Genomic DNA, 20,289 nt, shown 5'->3' on the forward strand with positions numbered 1-20,289 from the left:
CCTTGTTGATCGCCGCGTTCACATGCCGATCATGGACCACATCGCTGCCGCAGGTCCATTCCCCGCACCCACGGCACCGGTGAGTCGCCGATCCTGCGCCCTAGCAGGGCCAGCACCGACGGACACCCGGTAGCGTGTCGCGCATGGCTACACCTCTGGCGTACACGGCTCGCTACACCCACTCGGTCGAGGCCGTGCGCGCAGCGTTCTCCGACGAGCAGTACTGGAAGGCCCGGATCGAAGAGGTCGGTGGGCCCGGTGCCCGGCTCGACTCGTTCGTTCTCGACGGTGACCAGGTTCGGGTCCAGCTGGTGCAGGCCATTCCCGCCGATCAGCTGCCGCCCGCGATCACCGCGGTCCGGCCCGGTGACCTGGTGATTCCGCGGGTGGAGAGCTACCAGGGCACCACCGGCACGGTGGAGGCGCACGTCGACGGCGCGCCCGCCAAGGTGACCGCCACCGCCACCCTGGCCGCCGACGGCACCGGCTCGACGGCCACCGTCTCGGGCACCATCGAGGTGAAGATCCCGCTCTTCGGCGGCAAGATCGAGGCCGCGATCTCCGAGCACCTGCTCGAACTGCTCAACAACGAGGCAGCCTTCACCGAAGAGTGGCTCGCCAACCACTGAGCGGTAACGTGTGCCGCTATGGCACGTCGATTGGACTACTCCGCCCGCTATCCGCTGCACACCACCGAAGAGCTGTACGCGGCGCTGCAGAGCAGGGATTACTGGGAAGCGCGCGTCGCCGAGATGCGTAAGCACGCGCCGCACAACGAGGTGATCAGCCACGAGGTGAGCGAGGACGGCATCGAGGTCGTCCTCGCGCACACCCTGCCGCGCGAGATGCTGCCCGAGATCGCTCAGACGGTGATGCGCAAGGACATGGTCATCACCCGTAAGGAGAGCTGGGGGCCGTTCGCCCACGACGAGACCGAGGGCAAGTTCTCCGCCTCCATCCCGGCCGGCCCCGGCAGCCTCAACGGCACCATCCGGCTGTTCCCCACCGAGACCGGCGCCACCATGCGCTTCTCCCCCACCGCCAAGGTGTTCATTCCCATGGTCGGCCCGCGTCTGGAACAGCTGATGCTGGTGAACCTGATCGACCTGTTCCGCGCGGAGCAGGAAGAGACCACGCGCTGGCTCGACGAAGACGCCAAGAAGACCGTCTGACCCGTACCGTGGCCGACGCTCGCTCCAGCCGGAAGGTCCTGCCGCCGGTCGGCTCGATCACCCGGGGCACGACCGGGGTCAACCGGTTGCGCCGCTGCGATCGCTGGCTGGTCAACGACGACCTCGTCCGCACCACACTGAGCGCGGCGCCCGACCCGCTGGTGGTCGACCTCGGCTACGGCGCCGCACCCTGGACGACCTTCGAGCTCGCCGCCCGGCTGCGCACCGTCCGGGCCGACCTGCGGGTGGTCGGCCTGGAGATCGACCCGGCTCGCGTTGTCGACGGCCGTGACGGTGTGCGTTTCGCCCGGGGCGGCTTCGAGCTGGCCGGGCTGCGACCGGTGCTCGTGCGCGCGTTCAATGTCTTGCGGCAGTACCCGGAGGACGCCGTGCCCGGCGCCTGGTCGCGCATCCAGGCCAATCTCGCGCCCGGCGGCCTGCTCGTCGACGGCACCTGCGACGAGCTCGGCCGCCGCAGCGCCTGGGTCCTGCTGGACCGGGACCGCCCGCTCTCGCTGACACTGGCCTGGGACCCGTTCACCGTCGAACGGCCTTCCGATATCGCCGAACGGCTCCCGAAGGTGCTGATCCACCGCAATATTCCCGGCGAACGTGTGCACGCCCTGCTCACCGCGGCCGATCAGGCCTGGGAGCGCACCGCCGCGCTGGCACCGTTCGGTCCACGCATCCGCTGGCGTGCAGCCGCAGAGATGTTGCGCGACAACGGTTTCCCGGTCCGCGAGTACCGGCGCCGGATGCGCGACTGTGTGCTGTCGGTGCCGTGGGATGTGGTGGCGCCGAACGGCTGGTCAGACGCCGGTTAACGCCCGCCGCACCCGCGCTGCGGCCCGGGGCGCCAATTGCTGTCCACCCCACCAGATCTCGTCGGTGTCGCAGCGGTGGATGGCGACGGCGTCGGCCACCACCTCGTCCAGCGCCGACTGCGAGATCTCGGTCTCGGCCAGATCCAGCACGGTACGTACCGGCGTGGTCACCAGGAACGGGCCTGCCGATTCGACATCGCGATCGGCGAGCCTGCGCCGGGTCAGCACCAGCCGCGGGGTGACCGGCGGGCGCCCCGCCGAGACCGACAGGTGCAGGAACCGGGGCTGCAAGCGTCCGATGCCGTGTAGTTCGGCCGCGCTCTGATACGACACCGCCGCGGCACCGTCGAACCAGGCCGCCCACATCGCGTACTCGTCGAGCGGACCGGCCCGCCATTGCGTCAGCCGCATCATCCCGACCCCGGCCCTGGTCACCGAGCCGTCCCCCAAAGCGGCTCTGACCTGCAGTTCGCAGCCGGTGCGCAGCACCTGACGGGTGGTGAAGAACCCCGCGTGCCGCCCCGCCAGGCGCCGCAGCACCCGCCACCGATGTTCCGCCGTCCCCGCCACCCGGCGCCGACCCTCGCCAGTCATGGATCCAGGTTACGCTGCGGGAAGTGTGCCAGGTCACACTTTGCTACGAGGGCTTTCACGCCGTCCTCAGAGCAGACACAGAAACTCGAGGAAGAATCCGTTGGCATGAGTACGCAGACGCCCCAGCGCCCGAAGATCGGTCGGCGCACGCTGGTGATCGCGGTGGTGGTGGTCGCCACGCTGCTCGTGGCCGCCGTCGTGGGCACCGAAGCCTATGCCCGCCACCAGATCTCGCGCTGCATCAGCAGTTCCTTCGAACAGCAGATGGGCTCGAGCATCGACGTGAGTTTCGGCCCGAAACCGATGCTGCTCACCTACCTCGACGGCAAGGTCGGCTCGGTCACCATCGACAGCGAGGACAACACGTTCGGGCCGGCGGTGGGCATGGTCGTGCACGCCGAGTTCGAAGACATCGAGCTCGACAAGAGCAATGGCAGCGGCACCATCGGCAGCTCGCGCGCCGAGGTGACCTGGAACAACGACGGCATCCGCCAGACCATGGGCGGCATGGTCAGCGGTGTGACGTCCTCGTCGCGCGACAAGACCCTGACCCTCGATGTGCTCGGTGGCCTGGCCCAGCTGGAGGTGGTTCCGTCGGTGCGCAACGGCAATGTGACGATCGAGACCAAGTCCGCGCAGCTGCTCGGCATCGGCCTGCCCACCGATCTGGTGCAGGGCATCGTCGAGACCTTCACCCAGAGCCTGCAGAGCTACCCGCTCGGCCTGAAGGCCACGGACGTGCAGGTCACCGATGACGGCGTCATCGTGAACCTGGAGGGCGGCCGAACCACGCTGGAGTCGACCACCGATGGCACCGAGGCCCAGCTCAGCTGCTGAGCGGCTCAGTCCGGGAAACCGGCCAGCACCGCGGCCGACTGCGACAGCCCGAGGCGCGTGGCGCCCGCCGCGATGAGCGCGGCGGCGTCGGCGGCGGTGCGAATCCCGCCACTGGCCTTGACGCCGAGCTGCCCGCCGACGGTCTCGGCCATCAGCCGCACCGCGTGCACGCTCGCCCCGCCCGCCGGATGGAAACCGGTGGAGGTCTTCACGAAATCGGCGCCGCCCTGCGCGGCGGCCCGGCACGCGCCGACGATCGCCTCGTCGGGCAGCGCGGCCGATTCGATGATGACCTTGAGCACGGCCTGGTCCGCGGTCGCCTCACGCACCGTGATCACCTCGGCCAGCACGGCATTGAAGTCACCGGCCAGCGCGGCGCCCACATCGATCACCATGTCGACCTCGGCGGCGCCCTGGTCCACCGCCAGCCGCGCCTCCGCGCCCTTGACCAGCGCGTGGTGCTTGCCCGACGGGAACCCGGCGACGGTGGCCACCACCAGCCCCGGCGCGCGCACCGGCAACATCGACGGCGACACGCAGATGGCGTATACCCCCAGCGACCGCGCCTCGGCGATCAGCGCGTCCACCTCGGCGGAGGTGGCCTGCGGCGCGAGCAGGGTGTGGTCGATCATCGCGGCCACATCGGCCCGAGTCAGCGGCGTCGAGACGGTCATGAAAACGAGTCTGGCACACCCCCGAATACCGAAACTTCATTGCGCCCCACTACCCAGATCAGGAACACTTACACTTGACCGTTTTGTCGGTGAACTCCGACCCGCGGCGCCAGCCGCCAATGTCACGGAGGCGATTGTGCTGATCCGTCGAGAGATCCCTGCCGATGCCGCGGCGATTGCCGCAGTTCATCGTGGCGCGTTCGCCTCGCACTACGCCGACGACCCCGCGGTCACCGAGCCACCCGAAGTCGCCCTGATCGACGCGCTGCGGGCCGACGAGTCGTGGATGCCGACCTTGTCGCTGGTGGCCTTGGAGAACGACACCGTCCTCGGGCACATCTTGCTCACCCGGGCCGGCATCGGGCCGTTCCCGGTGCTTGCGCTCGGCCCGCTCGGGGTGGTCCCGGATCGGCAGAAGTCCGGGATCGGTTCGGCGCTGATGCATGCCGCGCTCGGGGCCGCCGACGCGATGGACGAACCGGTCGTCGGCCTGGTCGGTGACCCGACCTACTACTCGCGGTTCGGTTTCGTGCCGGGTGCCCGGCTGGGCATCGTGCCCGACGAGGCGGCGTGGGCCGAGTACTTCCAGGTGCGCCCGCTGACCGCCTACGATTCGGCCGTCACCGGCGAATTCCGTTACCCGGCACCGTTCTACGCGCTCTGAGCCGTCACTCGAAGACGACCGTGCGCCTGCCGTGCACGAGCACCCGGCCCTCCAGGTGCCAGCGCAGGCCGCGGGCCAGCACCACCCGCTCGATATCGCGGCCCTGGCGCACCATGTCGCGCACGTCGTCGGCGTGATCGACGCGGATCACGTCCTGTTCGAGGATCGGGCCCGCGTCCAGTTCGGCGGTGACGTAGTGACAGGTCGCGCCGATCAGCTTCACTCCGCGCGCGTAGGCCTGGTGGTAGGGGCGGGCGCCGACGAACGAGGGCAGGAAGCTGTGGTGGATGTTGATGGCCCGGCCCGCCCAGTGTTCGCACAGCTCGGCGGGCAGCACCTGCATGAAGCGGGCCAGCACCACCGCGTGCGGGTCGTGCCCGTCGACGAGGTCGCGGACCTGTTCGAAGGCGGGGCCGCGCTCGGCCGGGTCTTTCGGGAAGGGCACGTAGTGGAATTTCACACCGTGCGCTTCGGTCATCGCGGCCAGGTCGGGGTGGTTGCCGATGACGGCTTCGATGGTCGCGGGCAGTTCTCCGGCGGCCGCGCGGCCGAGCAGGTCGTGCAGGCAGTGCCCGTCCTTGCTGACCAGCAGTACCGCCCGGCGGGGCGCGCCGGAGTCGTGCAGCTGCCAGTCGGTGGCCGGGCCGAACTCGGCGGCCACCTCGGCGAAGCGGGCGCGCAGTTCGTCGATGCCGAAGGGCACGGTCGCGGCCTTGACGGCCTGCCGGGTGAAGAACCAGCCGGTGTCACCGTCAGAGTGGTAGCCGGCTTCCACGATCGAGCCGCCGAATTCGGCGATGAACGAGGAGATCCGGGCGATGATGCCCGGCCGGTCCGGGCAGCCGAGGGTCAGTACGAACCGGCGGTCATCCGAGGTCGGGGCGGTGCTCATGGCACCCATCCTCGCAGGCGAGCCGCCTCCCGCTCAGGCCAGGGCGCGGGCGGGCTCGCGGACGGTGTCGAGCACGGTGGCCAGTTCGGCGTTGAACAGGTCGTAGCGTTCGACATTGCCCAGGTGGCCGGTGGGCAGCACCTTGTGTCCGGCGAGGTTGCCTGCGGCGCGCAGCAGCTCGGCCAGGCGTTCGGCGTGCAGTGCCGGGGTGAGGTCGTCGCGGTCGCCGGCCAGCACGGTGGTCGGCGCGGCGAGCTTGCTCGCGTTGTCGCCCAGGTGCAGTTCGGTGAGGACCAGGCCCCAGCGGGAGCGGGTCATCATGGGGCAGCCGCGCACCACCGACAGCGCGTAGTCCAGAACCGGGCGCGGGCTGTCGAGGGTCATCACCTGACGGGCGAAGATCCAGCGCACCGGCTTGATCGGCGGGAACACCACGGGCGTGCCGAGGATGAGCTTGCCCAGCCACGGCGGGGTCGGCATGGCGCGGCCGCGCAGCAGGCGCAGCGGCTTGTTCAGGCCGGGCACCATGGTGGAGACCTCGACCAGCGAGTGCGCGCCGGTGTTGGTGAGCAGCACCGCGGCCGCGCGTTCGGCGACCTTGTCCGGGTAGCGCCCGGCCCAGGAGATCAGGGTCATGCCGCCCATGCTGTGGCCGACGAGCACCGCGCGCTGACCGGGCAGCAGCGCGGCTTCGAGCACGTCTTCGAGGTCGTCGGCGAGCAGCGCCGGGCTCGGCTTGGCGTAGCCGTTGGTGGATTCGCCGTGGCCGCGCAGGTCGTAGGCGATGACGCGGTATTGGCCGGCGAAGGCGTTGATCTGGGCGTTCCAGTACTCGATCGAGCAGGTCCAGCCGTGGACGAGCACGATGACCGGCGCGTCGACGGGCCCGTAGGCGTGTACGCGCAGCCGCGCGCCGTCGGCGGTGATCACCGGGATCACCTCGGGAGTCGCCCGTGGCGGATCGAAGGCGGGGATCCCGTGGGATCGGGTCCGCAGATCAGCGCGGTGGGCCGCCAGGGTGGTCTTGATCGTGGCGGAGGCCGCGTCGATCAGGTTCCCCAGCGCCGTCGGCAACGTTGCACGCATCGGCACACTCCTTCGTGTTACTGCTAGATACAGTAACACCGTGTACCACTGACCGCGAGGGTCGTGCGGTTACCAGCGTGGGCCGCGCTGCACCTCGTCGACCTTGGGCCGCACATCGGCCAGATAGACACCGGTCGCGATGATCGCGATGAACGAGGTCAGCATGAACCCACCCACCCCGAGCAGCAGGAAGATCAGCGCCCCGGCCAGAATCGCCAGCCAGATCGGCTTGGTCAGCTTGTCCACCGCCGTGAACGCATCCGAGCGCTGACGCACCGCATGGATCAGGGCGAAAATCGTCGCGCCGAGTGCCGCCAGCCACAGGACCAGCAGGATCATCGACGTCAATCCATGCACCATGTTCACACCCCCCATCATACGAACAGCGGCCCCGCACACCACAGGTGTACGAGGCCGCTGTCAGCGGTGATGCTTAGACCTTCTTCGGCGCGGCCTTCTTGGCGGGGGCCTTCTTGGCCGGAGCCTTCTTGGCGGCGGGGGCCTTGGCGACCGGCTCGGCCGGCGCCGGCGCGGGGGCCGGGGCGGGCTCGGTGGTCACCGCGACGACCTCGGCCTCGACGACGGCATCGGCCGCGGGGGTGGCGACGGTCTCGGCCTTGCCACGACCCAGCAGGTCGTTGACCTTGGACAGCGCGTCCTCGGCGCGGGCGGAGGCGTCCTTGTACAGGGTCTCGACGCGGCCGATCTGCTCGTCGACGGCCTGGTTGGCGCGCAGCCGGTCGACGGTCTCCTCACCGCGGACGGCAAGGTCGGCGTAGATGTCGAGGGCCTGGCGGTAGTACTGCTCGGCGAGCTTGCGCAGCTCCTCCGGGGTGAACTTCTCGCGCAGCTCGGCGAGGTCTTCCGGGAGCTCCGAGGGCAGGCCGGACAGGCGCTCGCGGATGGTCTCGAACTGGGCCTGCACATCGGCGGGCACGTTCGCGAAGCGCTCGCGGGCCTCGTCGACGCGGGCCTGGACGTCGGTGGTGGCGACCCGCTCGCGGACGTCGGCGACGACGTCGTTCACGGCGGTGTAGATCGCGTCACCGGCGCCGACAGTGGCGAACAGCGGCTTGGTCACGGTAGCGGTCTTCTCGGTCATCAGTCTTCGTTCTCCTGGCGTGGCGGAGTGTCAGTTGTCGTGAACGAAACGTCACTGTCCCGTTCGATCCCCCCTGAGCCGGTTTCATCCCCGTTTTCCCGGCGAAACGACTCATAGATTTCCAGCAACACCTGTTTCTGCCGTTCGGTCACCGAAGTGTCCGCCAGCAGGGCGTCCCTGACCGGGCTGTGCGGACGCTGCTCGAGATATCCGGCCCGCACATACAACACCTCCGAAGAGACCCGCAGTGCTTTCGCGATCTGCGCGAGTACTTCGGCGGAGGGATTGCGTAATCCGCGTTCGATCTGGCTCAGGTACGGATTACTCACCCCTGCCAGGGCGGCGAGCTGACGCAGGGACACCTGCGCGGCTTCGCGCTGGGACCTGATGAAACCTCCGATATCTTGCGCCGCGTGTGCTACGCGGCCCTCGGGCTGGTCTGCCATCACTCACCTTCTGGCGTTGTGCGATCAATACTAAAGGAGGGTGCTAACTATTGCAAGCACTCGTGTTAGCACAGGTTCCGCTAACGGTTCTCTCAGCCGAACATCAGCTGCGAGATCGTGTAGATGGCCAGGCCGGCGAGCGAGCCGACGACCGTGCCGTTGATCCTGATGAATTGCAGATCGCGGCCGACCTGCAATTCGATCTTCCTGCTCGCCTCGTCGGCGTCCCAGCGGGCGACCGTATCGGTCACCAGCGTGGTGATCTCGGCGGAGTAGTTACCGACCAGATAGCGCGCACCACGATCGATCCAACCGTCCACCTTGCCGCGCATCGCGGGATCGTCGCGCAGTCGTTCACCGAGCTGTTGCACATTCTCGGCCACCTTGCGACGCAAAGTGGAATCGGGGTCCTCGGCCGATTCCAGAATCAGCCGCTTGGCCGCACGCCAGGTCGCCTCGGCCAAACCGGTGATCTGCTCGCGGCCCATGATCTCGGCCTTGACCTTCTCGGCCTTGGCGATCATCGCCTCGTCGTGCTGCAGGTCGTCGGCGAAATCCTGCAGAAAGCGGGTGGCGGCCTGGCGCAGTTCGTGCTCGGGATCCGAACGCACCTTCCAGGTGAACTCGACCAGTTCCCGGTAGACGCGCTCGGCGAGCAGCGTGTTGACGAATTTCGGCGCCCACTGCGGCGCGTCGCGCAGCACGATCCGGTCGATCGTCTCCTGCGAACCCAGCGCCCACTGATGCGCGCGCTCGGCCAGCAGATCGATCAGCGGCAGCTGCCGGTTGTCGGCGATCAGTTCCGAGAGCACCCGCCCCAGCGGCGGCCCCCACTGCGGCTCGGCGATCCGCTTGACGATGGTGTTGTCGATGATCTGCTCGACATCCTCGTCGCGCAGCACCCCGACCACCGCGGTCAGAATGGTCGCGCTCTCCTGCGCCACCCGGGCCGCGTGCCCCGGATCGGCCATCCAGCGGCCCACCCGCAGCGAGATCTGCGCCGACTCCAGCCGGGCCGACACCACATCGGGGGCCAGGAAATTGGTGCCGACGAAGGCGCCGAGGCTCTCGCCGAGCTGGTCCTTCTTCTTGCGGATGATCGCGGTGTGCGGGATCGGCAGGCCGAGCGGGTGCTTGAACAGCGCGGTCACCGCGAACCAGTCGGCCAGCGCGCCGACCATGCCCGCCTCCGAGGCCGCGCGCACATAGCCGACCCATTCGCCCCCGTCGCCGCGCGACTCGAGCCAGCGGCACAGCAGGTACACCACGCTGGCCACCACGAGGAACCCGGTGGCCAGCGCTTTCATCTTGAAGAGGTCACGTCGTTTGCCCGCCTCGTCGGTCATGACCGCGAAACCCGCGGGTTGCGCGGCGGGCTCGGTGCGCGGCGCGAGAACCGCCGTGTTGCCGGGAGCTTTCTCCATAGCCACCATTCTGCTGTGCGACCGCCGCGGGCGCCGCCGTCCACCCGCGTGGCGCCCGTGAATCGCCCTGTTCGGCGAACGCGCGGGTACCCGATCAGGTGTGGTAAATGCCCCAACGTCGACCAAACGAGCGACGACCCACACCCGCGGGCCTAAGCTGTATGCCGAGAGAGGCCACATCGATCACAAGGGGGCTGTTCTGTCCACCGAAGACCTTGTCGAGATCGGCGAGCCGACCGGCCGCGCTGCCGTCCGCGGCGGCGGGGGTGTCGACGGCCGCAAACGGCGGTGGCGACAGCACAAGATCGACCGCCGCGAAGAGCTCGTCGACGGCACACTCAACGCCATCCGCGCCCGCGGCAGCCAGGCGGGCATGGACGAGATCGCCTCCGAGATCGGCGTCTCCAAAACCGTTCTGTACCGCTACTTCGCGGACAAGAACGACCTGGTACACGCCACCATGCAGCGCTTCATCGAGACCACGCTGCTGCCCCGGGTGTACGGCGCGATCAGCCTCGACGCCGACGAGTACCAGCTGGTGCGCGCCGCGATGACCGAATACGTCGGCACCGTCGACGACGACCCCGAGGTCTACCGGTTCATCATGAGCAATACCGCGGGCGACAAGTCCTCGCTGGCGGAGTTCGAGCGGCTCTTCGCCGAGGTGGTCACCACGGTGCTGATCGACCGGGCCGGGTCCAAGGGCGTGCGCACCGACGGCGCGATGCTGTGGTCCTATGTGCTCGTCGGCGGCATCCAGCTGGCCACGCACTGGTGGACCACCACCGAGAAGGCCATGCCCCTCCAGGACGTCATCGACTATCTGACGATGATGGCGTGGAGCGCGATCGAGGGTGTCGCGCGCGCGGGCGGCTCGCCGGAGGTCTTCACCGCCCAGCCACACGAACTGCCCGAAATCCCCTCCCAGGACTCCTGACCTGCACGTTCGGGCCGTTGGCGGGAGCGGTGGCTCGACATTACCGAGCAGTTGGTTACGCTGAACCGAGCGGGGCGCTGTGGCTTGCGTCACCGCGGGCGGTCGTGTGACGCTGCGCGTCGGCGGCCGCCGTGCGCGTCGGCACCAACGGAGGTACCTCGATGGCGAAGAACGTGCCGACATCCCGGCTGGCCCGTGGGACGAAGCTGGGGGCGGTGGCGGCGAGTTCGGTCATCCGCTCGAAGAAGACCAGGCTTTCGATGCGGGGCAGGTCCGAGGCGGTCCGCGCGCGGATGGCCGAGGAGTCGATGATCCGCACCACCGAACAGGTGGTCATGGTGCTGGGCACCATGAAGGGCGTGGCCATGAAACTGGGCCAGATGATGTCGGTGCTGGATCTGGATCTGGTGCCCGAGGACCATCGCGAGCGGTTCCAGCAGCGCCTGGCGGTCCTGCGCAATGCCGCGCCGACGGTGTCGTTCGAGTCCATGCGCGCGGTGATCGAAGAGGACTTCGGCCGCCCGCTGACCGAACTGTTCGCCGAATTCGATCCGGAGCCGATCGCGGCCGCCTCGATCGGGCAGGTGTACAAGGCGCGCCTGCACGACGGGCGCAGTGTGGCGGTCAAAGTCCAGTACCCCGGTGTCGACATCGCGGTGCGCGCCGACCTGAAGAACCTCACCATGTTCCGCCGGGTGCTCGCCTCGGCCATGCCGTGGATCACCCCCGCGGTGCTCGACGAGCTCAAACTGAACATGGAGGCCGAGCTCGACTACCGGGCCGAGGCGGCCACCCAGTCCGAGATCGCGAACCTCTACCGGGACCACCCGTTCATCGTGGTGCCCGACGCGGTGCCCGAGCTGTCGACCACCCGCGTGCTGGTCAGCGAGTTCATCGAGGGCACCGGCTTCGACGACATCACCAAGATGCCCGCCGCCGCGCGCGACCGGGTCGGCGAGATCGTCTACCGGTTCTATGTCGGTTCGCTGTTCACCTTCAACGAGTTCTGCGGTGACCCGCATCCGGGCAATGTGCTGCTGGCCGGCGACGGCCGGGTGGCATTCCTGGACTTCGGCCTGTTCAACCGGATGGACCCGAAACTGGTGCACTTCGAGAAGCTGTGCCTGCGCGCGGCCGCCGAGGAACGCGCCGAGGATCTGCGCCAGCTGATGATCGAGCGCGGCGTGATCGACTCGCCCGAGGAGATCGGCGCCGAGGAGTGTCTCGAGTACGTGCTCTCGGCCTCGGAATGGTGTCTGGTCGACGAGGAACTCACCATCACCCCGGAACTGGCCAGCGGCGCGTTCCTGCTCGCGGTCGACCCGCGCGCCAGCGAGTTCACCGGCATGAAGCAGCAGAACCTGCCACCCGAGCACCTGTTCTCGCGCCGGGCCGACTTCCTCACCTTCGGCATGCTCGGCCAGCTCGACTGCACCGCCAACTGGCATTCGATCGCCAGGGAATGGCTCTACGACGAACCGCCGGTCACCGAACTCGGGCTGGCCCACCGCGAGTGGCTCAGCACCCGTCCGCAGAAGCCGGCCAAGAAACCCCGCGCCCGCAAGGCGACCACTCGATGAAAGGCAGCACCGTGCCGCAAGACCGCGAGTTCGATCTGATCCTGTTCGGCGCCACCGGATTCGTCGGCAAACTCACGGCCGAGTACCTGCTCACCGCGGCACCGGCGGGCGCGAAGATCGCGCTGGCCGGCCGCTCGGCGGGCAAGCTGGCCGCGACCCGCGACGATCTGGGCCCGGCCGCCGCGCAGTGGGACCTGGTGGTCGCCGACTCCGGCGACCCGGCCGCGCTGGCCGCGATGGCGGCGCGGACCAAGGTCGTGGTCACCACGGTCGGCCCCTACCTGCGCTACGGCCTGCCGCTGCTCGGCGCCTGCGCGGCCGCGGGCACGCATTACGCCGATCTCACCGGCGAGCCGCTGTTCATCCACGACGCCATCGAGCAGTTCGAGCAGACCGCCGTGAACTCCGGCGCCAAGATCGTCAATTCCTGTGGCTACGACTCGATTCCGTCGGATCTGAGCGTCTACGAGATCTACCGCGCCACCGTCGCCGACGACACCGGCGAGCTCGAGGACACCACCCTGGTCGCCTATCTCAAGGGCGGCATGAGCGGCGGCACCATCGACTCCGGGCGCGCCATGATGGAGGACATCGCCGAGGACGGCAGCCGCGGCAAGATCCTCGCGCACCCGTACTCGCTGAGCCCGGACCGCAGCATGGACCCCGATGTCGGCCGCCCCTCCGACCAGGCACTCGCCCGCGCCGACAGCATCGATCCCAGCCTCGACGGCTGGGTCACCACCTTCATCATGGCCTCGCACAACACCAAGGTCGTGCGCCGCACCAACGGTCTGCTCGGCTGGGCCTACGGTAAGCAGTTCCGCTACCGCGAGGTGATGAACGCGGGCAAGTCGGCCGCGGCACCGCTGGTCGCCGCCGGGATCGCGGGCGGCATCGTCGCCGGGATGGCCACCGGCGCGGTGCTCTCACGGGTCTCGTTCGGCCGCAAGCTGCTCGACCGCGTGCTGCCCAAGCCGGGCACCGGCCCCGACGAAAAAGCCCGCCGCAGTGGCTGGTTCACCATGCGGACCTTCGCGCGCACCAGCTCCGGCGCCAAATACCAGGCCACCTTCTCGGCCACCGGCGACCCCGGCTACCAGGCCACCGCCGTGCTGCTCGGCCAGAGCGGCCTGTGCCTGGCCTTCGACCAGTTGCCCGAGCGGGCGGGCGTGCTCACGCCGGCTTCGGCGATGGGCGAGGCCCTCACCGCGCGGCTGCGCGAGACCGGCATGACCATCGAGGTCACCCGGCAGTGAATCTCGCCCGCAAGACCATGAACGCCCCGGCGCTGGCGGCGGTGTACGAGCACGCGTGGCGACCCGCGCTGTTCTACCTCGCCAGCGGCCGCACCACCGGCAGCGACCGGCGCGACGCCGTGCGGGCCCTGCGGATCGAGGGCACCGGGCAGCGCGTGCTCGACCTGGCCTGCGGGCCGGGCAATTTCACGCACTACCTGAGCGAACACCTGACCGGCGACGGGTACGTCACCGGGCTGGACTACTCGGAACCGATGCTGGCCAAGGCCGCCGCCGACAACGCGGGCCAGCGCGTCGGCTATGTGCGCGGCGACGCGCGCACGCTGCCCTTCGCCGACGGAACCTTCGACGCCGTCTGCTGTTTCGGCGCGCTCTACCTGATCCCCGACCCGATCGCGGCCACCCGCGAGATGATCCGGGTGCTGGCCCCTGGCGGGCGCATCGCCATCACCACCAGCTTCCGCGAGGACAATCTCTTCGGCACCGCCACCACCGTTGCCGCGAGCCTGAGCGGGCTGCGCCTGTTCGACCGCGACACCTTCCCCGACCTGTTCGCCGCGGCCGGACTGACCGAGATCGACCAACGCGTCCACCGTTTCATGCAGTACGTGGACGCGAGCAAACCCGCCTAGACCAGGCTCAGCCAGTAGTCCTGGAACTTCAGGAACACCAGCAGCAGCACCACCGCGTAGAACACCACGACCAGCGTCCACCGCCACTCGGCGAGGATGCTCATCACTCCGCGCGAGCGGCTCCAGGTCTCCTGGGTGGCGACGGCGAACAGCACCGGCGTCGCCACCCAGACCACCATGCAGTACGGGCACAGCGCGTTGATCCGGTACAGGCTCTGGAAGATCAGCCAGCAGAGCCCGGCGACCCCGAGCACGGTGCCCAGCCACAGCCAGCCCCAGATCCAGCGCGGAAACCCGACACCGACCACCGAGAGCACGCCGAGGGTGACCGCCACCGAGAACCCGACCACGCCGAGCAGCGGGTTGGGGAAGCCGAACACCGCGGCCTGGTCGGTCGTCATCACCGACCCGCACGACAGCACCGAGTTGATGCTGCACGAGGTCACGTAGTCGGGGTCGACGAACAGTTTGAACCGTTCGACGGTCAGCGCGAACGACGCCAGCCAGCCCGCCAGCCCGGCGATCAGTACCAGCCAGGCGGCGCGGGCGGGGGCGGTGATCATTTCGCGGCGTCAGCGATCACGGCGGCCAGGCCGTTCTCGGTGAAGATCGCGTCGGTCTGGTTGAGCTGGCCGTTGATGAACACCGCCGGGGTCGACTCCACCCCGCTGCTCAGCGTGGCCTGGGTGACCTGCTTGACGTAGTCGGTGTACGGCTTCTCCCTGATGCAGGTGGCCACGGCCGGGTCGGTGTAGCCGACCTCGGTCGCGATGTCGACCAGTTCGTCGTCGGTGTGGCCGGCGCCGCCCTCGGGGGTCTGCTGCTCGAACATGGTCTGCAGCCAGGTCTGGTACTTGCTCGGATCCGACTTGGCGACGCAGAACGAGGCGTTCGCCGCGCGCGAGGAGTACTGGTTGGTGGAGGCCTTGTCCAGGAAGGAGATGATCTGGTACTCGACGACGGCGGTGCCGTCGGCGGCCGCCTGGGCCAGCGCCTCGCCATTGGCCGCCTCGAACTTCTGGCAGGCCGGGCACTGCAGGTCGGCGACGACCCGCACCTTGACCGGGGCGTCGGGATTACCGATCCGCACGGTGCCGGTATCAGTGACCGAGCCGCCGGTGGCGGGCAGCTGGGCGGCCGTGATGGTCGTCGGGTCGGTGTCGGAGTCCGACTTGTTCACCGCGATGCCGATGCCGATCGCCGCGATCAACGCGACCAGGACGGCGGCGACGCCGATCTGGATCGCCACCTTGCGCCTCTTGTCGGCAGCCTCGGCCGCCGCCAGCGGGTTCTTGCCGGTGCTCACGTCGTCACATGCCTTTCGTTTCGTCGTCGCCCCCGTCGGGGACATCATGCGGGCCGAACCTGAGAGTTTCCGAAAAGTCCGGATCAGGATTCGTCGAGCCTGCGCAGCTGCTCGGCGACATCGAAATCGGCGGGGGGCCAGTCCAGGTCGAGGCGGGTCAGCGCGTCGATCAGCAGTTCGGTGACCGCCAGGCGCGCATACCACTTGTGATCGGCGGGCAGCACGTACCAGGGCGCGTGGTCGGTGTTCGTGCGCTCGAGCAGGGTCTGATACGCCTTCTGGTACTCCGGCCAGTACCCGCGTTCGGTGATGTCGTCGGGGTTGAACTTCCAGTACTTGTCGGGTCGTTCCAGGCGTTCGCGCAGCCTGCGCTTCTGTTCGTCGAGGGAGACGAACAGGGCGACCTTCACAATCGTGGTGCCCGCTTCGGCGACCTCCCGCTCGAAGGTGTTGATCAGGCCGTAGCGCGGCTCCCATTCCGACTGCGGCACCAGCTTGTGCACCCGCACCACCAGCACGTCCTCGTAGTGCGAGCGGTCGAACACGCCGAGCTGGCCGTGCGCGGGCAGGCGCTTGCGGATGCGCCACAGGAAATCGTGCTGTTTCTCCTCCTCGGTCGGCACCCCGAAGGACGCGTGGTCGACGCCCTGCGGGTCGACCGAGCCGATGACATGGCGCACGATGCCGCCCTTGCCTGCGGTGTCCATCCCCTGCAACACCAGCAGCACGCTGTGCTGCCCGCCGGTGCGGCCGTGCGCGAACAGCTTCTCCTGTAGCTCCGAGAGCACCTGGCCGCGTTCGACCAGCAACTCCTTGGCTTGGCGCTTGTCACCGGTGAAGCCGGGGGTGGCCGAGGTGTCGAGATCGGCCACGCGCTGCCCGTCGGCACGCAGCGCGACGGTGACCGGCTCGGCCCAATGTTTCGCCATTTCCCATGCCTACCACTACTGGGTGCGATTGCCGGGCAAGCTCGACGCAATCGTTGCCTGCCAGCAGGCCACCCCGGCGGGGTCGGCGATCTCGGCGCGGTGCACGTAGACCGGATCGGCGCCCGCGGCCCGCTGCGCGCGGTAGTCGGCGAGCAACCGGAACGCGACGACGCCGAGCGGGATGATCGCGGCCAGATTGACCAGGGCCATCACCCCCATGAACACATCGGCCAGATTCCAGATCAGGCTCACCGAGCCGAGCGCGCCGCCGAACACCGCCACCAGCACCAGCACCCGGAACGCGGTGAGCACCTGGGGACGATCGGTGATGAACTCGATATTGGACCGGCCGTAGTAGAAGTTCCCGATCATCGAGCTGAACGCCAGCATGAACACCACCGCGGTGAGCACATGCCCGGCCCAGGTGCCGAGACTGGCCTGCAACGCGCTCTGGGTGAGGTCGGCGCTGCGGCGCTGCGACAGGTCGGGATCGCTGGTCAGGATGATGAACGCGGTGATCGAGCAGATCAGCAGGGTGTCGAAGTAGACGCCGAGGGACTGCACCAGCCCCTGCTTCACCGGATGCGAGACATCCGCCGCCGCGGCGGCATTGGGCGAGGAACCCAGCCCGGCCTCGTTGGAGAACATGCCGCGCCGGATCCCCTGCGCGATCGCCACCCCGATCCCGCCGCCGACCACCTCGCGCAACCCGAACGCCCCGCCGACGATATCGGCGAGCACCCGCGGCAGATCGCCGATGTTCAACGCCACCACCACGATCCCGAGCAGCAGGTAGATCACCGCCATCACCGGCACGAGCACCTCGGTGATGTGGCTGATCCGGCGCACGCCACCGAAGATCACCAGTCCGAGCAGCACGATCAACGCGAGCCCGACCAGCGGCGCGAACCAGGCACCGTCCAGTGCCGACAGCGAGGCCCGCCCGGTCGCCACGATGGTGTTGGACTGCACCGCGTTGAACACGAAACCGAATGTCACCGTGATGATCACGGCGAAGACGAGCCCCTGCCACCGCCTGCGCAGCCCGTGCTCCATGTAATAGGCCGGTCCGCCGCGGAAGGTCCCCGGCTCGTGCTCGGGCCGCTTGTAGAGCTGGGCCAGTGTCGATTCCACGAACGCCGACGCGGCCCCCAGGGTGGCCATCGCCCACATCCAGAACACCGCCCCCGGCCCGCCTACACTGATCGCGGTCGCCACCCCCGCGATATTGCCCGTCCCCACTCGCGCCGCCGCCGAGATACTGAACGCCCCGAACGCCGACACCGATTTCTTCCCGTCCTCGGCCGTCTGCCCCTTCTCGGTCACCGCCCGCAACATCTCCGGCACCATCCGCACCTGCACCACCCCGCTGCGCACGGTGAAGTACACCCCAGCCACGATCACCAGCGGGATCAGCAGCCAGTTCCAGAAAACATCATTGATATCGACGATCACCGAATCCAGCGCGTCCATAGGCGCACGCTACCGCCGGTTCCTGCCCCCGCCGGTCAGGCTGCGCTGATGTCGTCGCGGAGGTGCGCCGGAATTCCGCACTGCGGTGACTAGTTCGGTGTCCCGGCCGCCAGGACGACTTCGACGGTTCGGGTGGTGCCATCGGGGGCGGTGACGTCCAGGCGGACGAGGTCGGCGGGTTTGCGGATGTTGATGGCGGCGCTGAGGGCTTTGGCTGTGGTGATGGTCGTGCCGTCTACGGCGGTGATGACGTCGCCGTCGGTAATGCCTGCGGTACGGGCGGGCTGGCCGTAGAAGGCCCAGGTCACGCGGGCTCCCGCAGTGGGGTGGGCGTCGACGATCTGGACGCCGAGGGTGGCGGTGGGGCCGACGTGGACGGTATCGGTGGGGGTGCCCGAGCGGATCTGGGCGACGATCCGCATGGCCGTATCGATCGGGACCGCATAGCCGTTGGCCGGTCGGGTCTGCTGTTCGGCCGGAGTGCGCTCGCCCGAGGCCGCGGTGATCACGCCGACGACCGCGCCGGTGCCGTCCACCAGAGCGCCACCGGACTGCCCGCCGACCACCGGGGCGGCGATCTCGACCATGCCGCGCAGCGACTTACGGGACATGTCGGCGGAGTTCATCGCCACGATCGCGGCATCCAGATCGGTGATCGGGCCCGCGACCGAGGTCTGTTCGCCACCGTCGCCACCCGCGTCGCCGATGGCCAGCACATCCTGGCGGATGCGCAGGTCGGCGGAGGTACCGAGACGCGCGGTCGGCAGCCCGGAGGCGCCCGCCAGCGACAGCAGCGCGATATCGGCGGAGGAGTCGTAACCGAGGACAGTCGCCTGGTAGATCAGACCGTTGCCGAGATCGGTCACCGACAGTTCGTCGGCGCCCTTGATCACATGATGACTGGTCAGGATCTGCCCGTCCTCGGTGAGCACGATGCCCGACCCGGCGGCCGAGATCCCGAACGGCGCCGCCTCGACCTCGATATTGACCAGCGCGGGCTGCACCTGCGCGGCCACAGCCACCGGATCCAGCGGGATCAGCGGCGGCGCCTGCGCGATCGCGGCCACCTCACCCATCGAATCCGAACCAGGAATCGCCAGCTCACCGCGATAGCCGAGAAACGCCGCGACCCCGAACAACGCGACGACCAGCGTCACCAGCACCCGTCCACTGCGCACGTGCGTGTCCTCTCTCGCGAGCCGACACCTCCATTGTTACCCGGGATTCCACCCGCGCCGGTATCGATCCGGACGCGGTGGGGTTGGCAAACCACACATGCGGCGGTAGGCATAGGGGCATGAGCAAAGCCGCTGCCTACGCCCTGCCGTCCGCCGACGGGTCCTTCGAGAAGGTCACCATCGAGCGCCGCGAGCTCGGACCCGACGATGTGCTGATCGACATCAAATACGTGGGCATCTGCCACTCCGACATCCACACCGCCCGCGACGAATGGGGCGGCACCAAATACCCGTGCGTGCCCGGCCACGAAATCGCCGGCATCGTCGCCGCCACCGGCTCGTCGGTGCGCAAATACCAGGTCGGCGACCGGGTCGGCGTCGGCTGCCTGGTGAACTCCTGCGGCCGGTGCGAGCCGTGCCTGGCCGGCGAGGAACAGTACTGCGCCCGCGGCGCGACCTGGACCTACAACAACCCGGTCCCCGAGACCACGCAGCCCGGCGGCTACACCCTCGGCGGCTACGCCACCCAGATCGTCGTCACCGAGAACTTCGTCGTCTCGATCCCCGAAGGCATCGGCCTCGACGTCGCCGCACCGCTGCTGTGCGCGGGCGTCACCCTGTACTCCCCGCTCAAGCACTGGAACGCGGGACCGGGCAAGAAGGTCGCCATCATCGGCATGGGCGGGCTCGGACACGTCGGGGTGAAGATCGCGGCCGCCCTCGGCGCCGAAGTCACCGTGCTCAGCCAGTCGCTGCGCAAACGCGACGACGGCCTGCGCATGGGCGCCACCCACTACTACGCCACCAGCGACAAGGAAACCTTCCGCCAGCTGCGCGGCAGCTTCGACCTGATCATCAACACCGTCTCCGCCGACCTGCCGATCGACAACTACCTGCGCCTGCTCGCCCTCGACGGCAGCCTGGTCATCCTCGGCCTGCCGGAAAACCCGATGACAGTCCACGGCCGCAACCTGGCCGCCTACCGCCGCTCACTGGCCGGCTCGATGATCGGCGGCCTCGCCCAAACCCAGGAAATGCTGAACTTCTGCGCCTCCCACGGCATCGGCGCCGACATCGAACTGATCTCCGCCGACGAAATCGACTCCGCCTACGACCGAGTCATCGCCAGCGACGTCCAATACCGCTTCGTCATCGATGTAGCGTCTATTTGAGCTGTGTTTGTTGGAGCGCTGGCGCGCTCGAGTTCGCGGCCCCTTGGGTCCCGGGGCGACAGCCCCACTGCATTCGCCTGAGATGCCTAACCCAACGCGCCGGGAAAGAGG

The 20,289-nt window shown here is 68.6% G+C and carries 24 protein-coding genes; 10 read left to right on the top strand and 14 right to left on the bottom strand.

Going from position 1 to position 20,289, the window contains the following annotated elements; translation table 11 throughout:
* The first annotated feature begins 143 nt into the window (after nucleotides 1-143).
* Genes ACFXK0_RS14180 through ACFXK0_RS14190 form a run of 3 tightly spaced genes read left to right on the top strand, consistent with a single transcriptional unit; the run spans nucleotide 144 to nucleotide 1,996 of the window.
* A complete protein-coding gene (locus ACFXK0_RS14180) occupies nucleotides 144-629 on the top strand; it encodes a DUF2505 domain-containing protein (RefSeq protein WP_379410556.1) in 486 nt (161 codons plus the stop codon).
* Between the two features lie 18 nt (nucleotides 630-647).
* Nucleotides 648-1,172 carry a DUF2505 domain-containing protein gene (locus ACFXK0_RS14185; protein WP_379410557.1) on the top strand — a complete coding sequence of 175 codons (525 nt, stop codon included), beginning with the start codon at nucleotides 648-650 and terminating at the stop codon, nucleotides 1,170-1,172.
* 8 nt (nucleotides 1,173-1,180) lie between these two features.
* Nucleotides 1,181-1,996, top strand: coding sequence for a class I SAM-dependent methyltransferase (locus tag ACFXK0_RS14190; RefSeq protein WP_379410558.1), 816 nt, complete (start codon nucleotides 1,181-1,183; stop codon nucleotides 1,994-1,996).
* On the opposite strand, the gene ACFXK0_RS14195 is transcribed toward ACFXK0_RS14190, so the two are convergent.
* Nucleotides 1,982-2,590, bottom strand: a complete 609-nt coding sequence (locus ACFXK0_RS14195; protein ID WP_379410559.1) for a hypothetical protein — start codon at nucleotides 2,588-2,590, stop codon at nucleotides 1,982-1,984. The genes ACFXK0_RS14190 and ACFXK0_RS14195 overlap by 15 nt on opposite strands.
* A gap of 105 nt (nucleotides 2,591-2,695) precedes the next feature.
* Here ACFXK0_RS14195 and ACFXK0_RS14200 point away from each other — a divergent pair, with 105 nt between their 5' ends.
* Nucleotides 2,696-3,427, top strand: a complete 732-nt coding sequence (locus ACFXK0_RS14200; protein ID WP_379410560.1) for a DUF2993 domain-containing protein — start codon at nucleotides 2,696-2,698, stop codon at nucleotides 3,425-3,427.
* Between the two features lie 5 nt (nucleotides 3,428-3,432).
* Here ACFXK0_RS14200 and deoC read toward each other — a convergent pair whose 3' ends face one another.
* The gene (deoC, locus tag ACFXK0_RS14205) at nucleotides 3,433-4,101 is read right to left on the bottom strand and encodes a deoxyribose-phosphate aldolase (RefSeq protein ID WP_379410561.1); all 669 of its coding nucleotides are present in this window, start codon (nucleotides 4,099-4,101) and stop codon (nucleotides 3,433-3,435) included.
* 136 nt (nucleotides 4,102-4,237) lie between these two features.
* Here deoC and ACFXK0_RS14210 point away from each other — a divergent pair, with 136 nt between their 5' ends.
* Nucleotides 4,238-4,765 carry a GNAT family N-acetyltransferase gene (locus tag ACFXK0_RS14210; protein ID WP_379410562.1) on the top strand — a complete coding sequence of 176 codons (528 nt, stop codon included), beginning with the start codon at nucleotides 4,238-4,240 and terminating at the stop codon, nucleotides 4,763-4,765.
* Nucleotides 4,766-4,769: 4 nt separating this feature from the next.
* Here ACFXK0_RS14210 and purU read toward each other — a convergent pair whose 3' ends face one another.
* The 6 genes from purU to ACFXK0_RS14240 all read right to left on the bottom strand — a co-directional run bounded on the left by purU (nucleotide 4,770) and on the right by ACFXK0_RS14240 (nucleotide 9,715).
* Entirely contained in the window at nucleotides 4,770-5,657 is an 888-nt protein-coding gene (gene purU / locus ACFXK0_RS14215; protein WP_379410563.1) for a formyltetrahydrofolate deformylase, read from the bottom strand.
* A 33-nt stretch (nucleotides 5,658-5,690) separates the two neighbouring features.
* Nucleotides 5,691-6,743 carry an alpha/beta fold hydrolase gene (locus ACFXK0_RS14220; protein WP_379410564.1) on the bottom strand — a complete coding sequence of 351 codons (1,053 nt, stop codon included), beginning with the start codon at nucleotides 6,741-6,743 and terminating at the stop codon, nucleotides 5,691-5,693.
* 69 nt (nucleotides 6,744-6,812) lie between these two features.
* On the bottom strand, nucleotides 6,813-7,103 hold the full coding sequence (locus ACFXK0_RS14225) for a DUF2516 family protein (protein ID WP_379410703.1): 291 nt from the start codon (nucleotides 7,101-7,103) through the stop codon (nucleotides 6,813-6,815).
* Nucleotides 7,104-7,176: 73 nt separating this feature from the next.
* The gene (locus ACFXK0_RS14230) at nucleotides 7,177-7,845 is read right to left on the bottom strand and encodes a heparin-binding hemagglutinin (protein WP_379410565.1); all 669 of its coding nucleotides are present in this window, start codon (nucleotides 7,843-7,845) and stop codon (nucleotides 7,177-7,179) included.
* Nucleotides 7,845-8,291, bottom strand: a complete 447-nt coding sequence (locus ACFXK0_RS14235; RefSeq protein WP_379410566.1) for a helix-turn-helix domain-containing protein — start codon at nucleotides 8,289-8,291, stop codon at nucleotides 7,845-7,847. The genes ACFXK0_RS14230 and ACFXK0_RS14235 overlap by 1 nt, the downstream gene beginning before the upstream one ends.
* Nucleotides 8,292-8,383: 92 nt before the next feature.
* Nucleotides 8,384-9,715: a DUF445 domain-containing protein gene (locus tag ACFXK0_RS14240; protein ID WP_379410567.1), complete on the bottom strand. Its 1,332-nt coding sequence runs from the start codon at nucleotides 9,713-9,715 to the stop codon at nucleotides 8,384-8,386.
* A gap of 223 nt (nucleotides 9,716-9,938) precedes the next feature.
* On the opposite strand from ACFXK0_RS14240, the gene ACFXK0_RS14245 reads away from it, so the two are divergent.
* A complete protein-coding gene (locus ACFXK0_RS14245) occupies nucleotides 9,939-10,652 on the top strand; it encodes a TetR/AcrR family transcriptional regulator (RefSeq protein ID WP_379410705.1) in 714 nt (237 codons plus the stop codon).
* Nucleotides 10,653-10,707: 55 nt separating this feature from the next.
* On the opposite strand, the gene ACFXK0_RS14250 is transcribed toward ACFXK0_RS14245, so the two are convergent.
* Nucleotides 10,708-10,989, bottom strand: coding sequence for a hypothetical protein (locus ACFXK0_RS14250; RefSeq protein ID WP_379410568.1), 282 nt, complete (start codon nucleotides 10,987-10,989; stop codon nucleotides 10,708-10,710).
* Between ACFXK0_RS14250 and ACFXK0_RS14255 the strand changes: the two genes are divergently transcribed.
* From ACFXK0_RS14255 to ACFXK0_RS14265, 3 genes are read left to right on the top strand one after another with little or no spacing between them, the layout of a single operon-like run.
* On the top strand, nucleotides 10,961-12,232 hold the full coding sequence (locus tag ACFXK0_RS14255) for an ABC1 kinase family protein (protein WP_379410569.1): 1,272 nt from the start codon (nucleotides 10,961-10,963) through the stop codon (nucleotides 12,230-12,232). The genes ACFXK0_RS14250 and ACFXK0_RS14255 overlap by 29 nt on opposite strands.
* A complete protein-coding gene (locus ACFXK0_RS14260; RefSeq protein WP_379410570.1) occupies nucleotides 12,229-13,488 on the top strand; it encodes a saccharopine dehydrogenase family protein in 1,260 nt (419 codons plus the stop codon). Before ACFXK0_RS14255 ends, ACFXK0_RS14260 begins: the two co-directional genes overlap by 4 nt.
* Complete coding sequence (locus ACFXK0_RS14265) at nucleotides 13,485-14,120, top strand: class I SAM-dependent methyltransferase (protein ID WP_379410571.1); 636 nt, start codon at nucleotides 13,485-13,487, stop codon at nucleotides 14,118-14,120. The genes ACFXK0_RS14260 and ACFXK0_RS14265 overlap by 4 nt, the downstream gene beginning before the upstream one ends.
* On the opposite strand, the gene ACFXK0_RS14270 is transcribed toward ACFXK0_RS14265, so the two are convergent.
* The 5 genes from ACFXK0_RS14270 to ACFXK0_RS14290 all read right to left on the bottom strand — a co-directional run bounded on the left by ACFXK0_RS14270 (nucleotide 14,117) and on the right by ACFXK0_RS14290 (nucleotide 19,006).
* The gene (locus ACFXK0_RS14270) at nucleotides 14,117-14,683 is read right to left on the bottom strand and encodes a vitamin K epoxide reductase family protein (RefSeq protein ID WP_379410572.1); all 567 of its coding nucleotides are present in this window, start codon (nucleotides 14,681-14,683) and stop codon (nucleotides 14,117-14,119) included. The genes ACFXK0_RS14265 and ACFXK0_RS14270 overlap by 4 nt on opposite strands.
* On the bottom strand, nucleotides 14,680-15,426 hold the full coding sequence (locus tag ACFXK0_RS14275; RefSeq protein ID WP_379410573.1) for a DsbA family protein: 747 nt from the start codon (nucleotides 15,424-15,426) through the stop codon (nucleotides 14,680-14,682). Before ACFXK0_RS14275 ends, ACFXK0_RS14270 begins: the two co-directional genes overlap by 4 nt.
* A gap of 83 nt (nucleotides 15,427-15,509) precedes the next feature.
* On the bottom strand, nucleotides 15,510-16,355 hold the full coding sequence (locus ACFXK0_RS14280) for a PPK2 family polyphosphate kinase (RefSeq protein WP_379410574.1): 846 nt from the start codon (nucleotides 16,353-16,355) through the stop codon (nucleotides 15,510-15,512).
* Between the two features lie 15 nt (nucleotides 16,356-16,370).
* Complete coding sequence (locus tag ACFXK0_RS14285) at nucleotides 16,371-17,828, bottom strand: alanine/glycine:cation symporter family protein (protein ID WP_379410575.1); 1,458 nt, start codon at nucleotides 17,826-17,828, stop codon at nucleotides 16,371-16,373.
* 89 nt (nucleotides 17,829-17,917) lie between these two features.
* Entirely contained in the window at nucleotides 17,918-19,006 is a 1,089-nt protein-coding gene (locus ACFXK0_RS14290) for a S1C family serine protease (RefSeq protein WP_379410576.1), read from the bottom strand.
* Between the two features lie 119 nt (nucleotides 19,007-19,125).
* On the opposite strand from ACFXK0_RS14290, the gene ACFXK0_RS14295 reads away from it, so the two are divergent.
* The gene (locus tag ACFXK0_RS14295; protein WP_379410577.1) at nucleotides 19,126-20,178 is read left to right on the top strand and encodes an NAD(P)-dependent alcohol dehydrogenase; all 1,053 of its coding nucleotides are present in this window, start codon (nucleotides 19,126-19,128) and stop codon (nucleotides 20,176-20,178) included.
* The last annotated feature ends 111 nt before the right edge of the window (nucleotides 20,179-20,289 follow it).

The sequence above is a fragment of the Nocardia sp. NPDC059177 genome, from assembly GCF_042755165.1.
Lineage (GTDB): Bacteria > Actinomycetota > Actinomycetes > Mycobacteriales > Mycobacteriaceae > Nocardia.

What these genes read in the sequence shown, in the direction of transcription:
- ACFXK0_RS14180 (WP_379410556.1), top strand. Translation starts at nt 144, where the DNA reads ATGGCTACACCTCTGGCGTACACGGCTCGCTACACCCACTCGGTCGAG.
- ACFXK0_RS14185 (WP_379410557.1), top strand. Translation starts at nt 648, where the DNA reads ATGGCACGTCGATTGGACTACTCCGCCCGCTATCCGCTGCACACCACC.
- ACFXK0_RS14195 (WP_379410559.1), bottom strand. Translation starts at nt 2,590, where the DNA reads ATGACTGGCGAGGGTCGGCGCCGGGTGGCGGGGACGGCGGAACATCGG.
- ACFXK0_RS14200 (WP_379410560.1), top strand. Translation starts at nt 2,696, where the DNA reads ATGAGTACGCAGACGCCCCAGCGCCCGAAGATCGGTCGGCGCACGCTG.
- deoC (WP_379410561.1), bottom strand. Translation starts at nt 4,101, where the DNA reads ATGACCGTCTCGACGCCGCTGACTCGGGCCGATGTGGCCGCGATGATC.
- purU (WP_379410563.1), bottom strand. Translation starts at nt 5,657, where the DNA reads ATGAGCACCGCCCCGACCTCGGATGACCGCCGGTTCGTACTGACCCTC.
- ACFXK0_RS14220 (WP_379410564.1), bottom strand. Translation starts at nt 6,743, where the DNA reads ATGCGTGCAACGTTGCCGACGGCGCTGGGGAACCTGATCGACGCGGCC.
- ACFXK0_RS14225 (WP_379410703.1), bottom strand. Translation starts at nt 7,103, where the DNA reads ATGGTGCATGGATTGACGTCGATGATCCTGCTGGTCCTGTGGCTGGCG.
- ACFXK0_RS14230 (WP_379410565.1), bottom strand. Translation starts at nt 7,845, where the DNA reads ATGACCGAGAAGACCGCTACCGTGACCAAGCCGCTGTTCGCCACTGTC.
- ACFXK0_RS14235 (WP_379410566.1), bottom strand. Translation starts at nt 8,291, where the DNA reads ATGGCAGACCAGCCCGAGGGCCGCGTAGCACACGCGGCGCAAGATATC.
- ACFXK0_RS14240 (WP_379410567.1), bottom strand. Translation starts at nt 9,715, where the DNA reads ATGGAGAAAGCTCCCGGCAACACGGCGGTTCTCGCGCCGCGCACCGAG.
- ACFXK0_RS14255 (WP_379410569.1), top strand. Translation starts at nt 10,961, where the DNA reads ATGATCCGCACCACCGAACAGGTGGTCATGGTGCTGGGCACCATGAAG.
- ACFXK0_RS14250 (WP_379410568.1), bottom strand. Translation starts at nt 10,989, where the DNA reads ATGACCACCTGTTCGGTGGTGCGGATCATCGACTCCTCGGCCATCCGC.
- ACFXK0_RS14260 (WP_379410570.1), top strand. Translation starts at nt 12,229, where the DNA reads ATGAAAGGCAGCACCGTGCCGCAAGACCGCGAGTTCGATCTGATCCTG.
- ACFXK0_RS14270 (WP_379410572.1), bottom strand. Translation starts at nt 14,683, where the DNA reads ATGATCACCGCCCCCGCCCGCGCCGCCTGGCTGGTACTGATCGCCGGG.
- ACFXK0_RS14280 (WP_379410574.1), bottom strand. Translation starts at nt 16,355, where the DNA reads ATGGCGAAACATTGGGCCGAGCCGGTCACCGTCGCGCTGCGTGCCGAC.
- ACFXK0_RS14285 (WP_379410575.1), bottom strand. Translation starts at nt 17,828, where the DNA reads ATGGACGCGCTGGATTCGGTGATCGTCGATATCAATGATGTTTTCTGG.
- ACFXK0_RS14295 (WP_379410577.1), top strand. Translation starts at nt 19,126, where the DNA reads ATGAGCAAAGCCGCTGCCTACGCCCTGCCGTCCGCCGACGGGTCCTTC.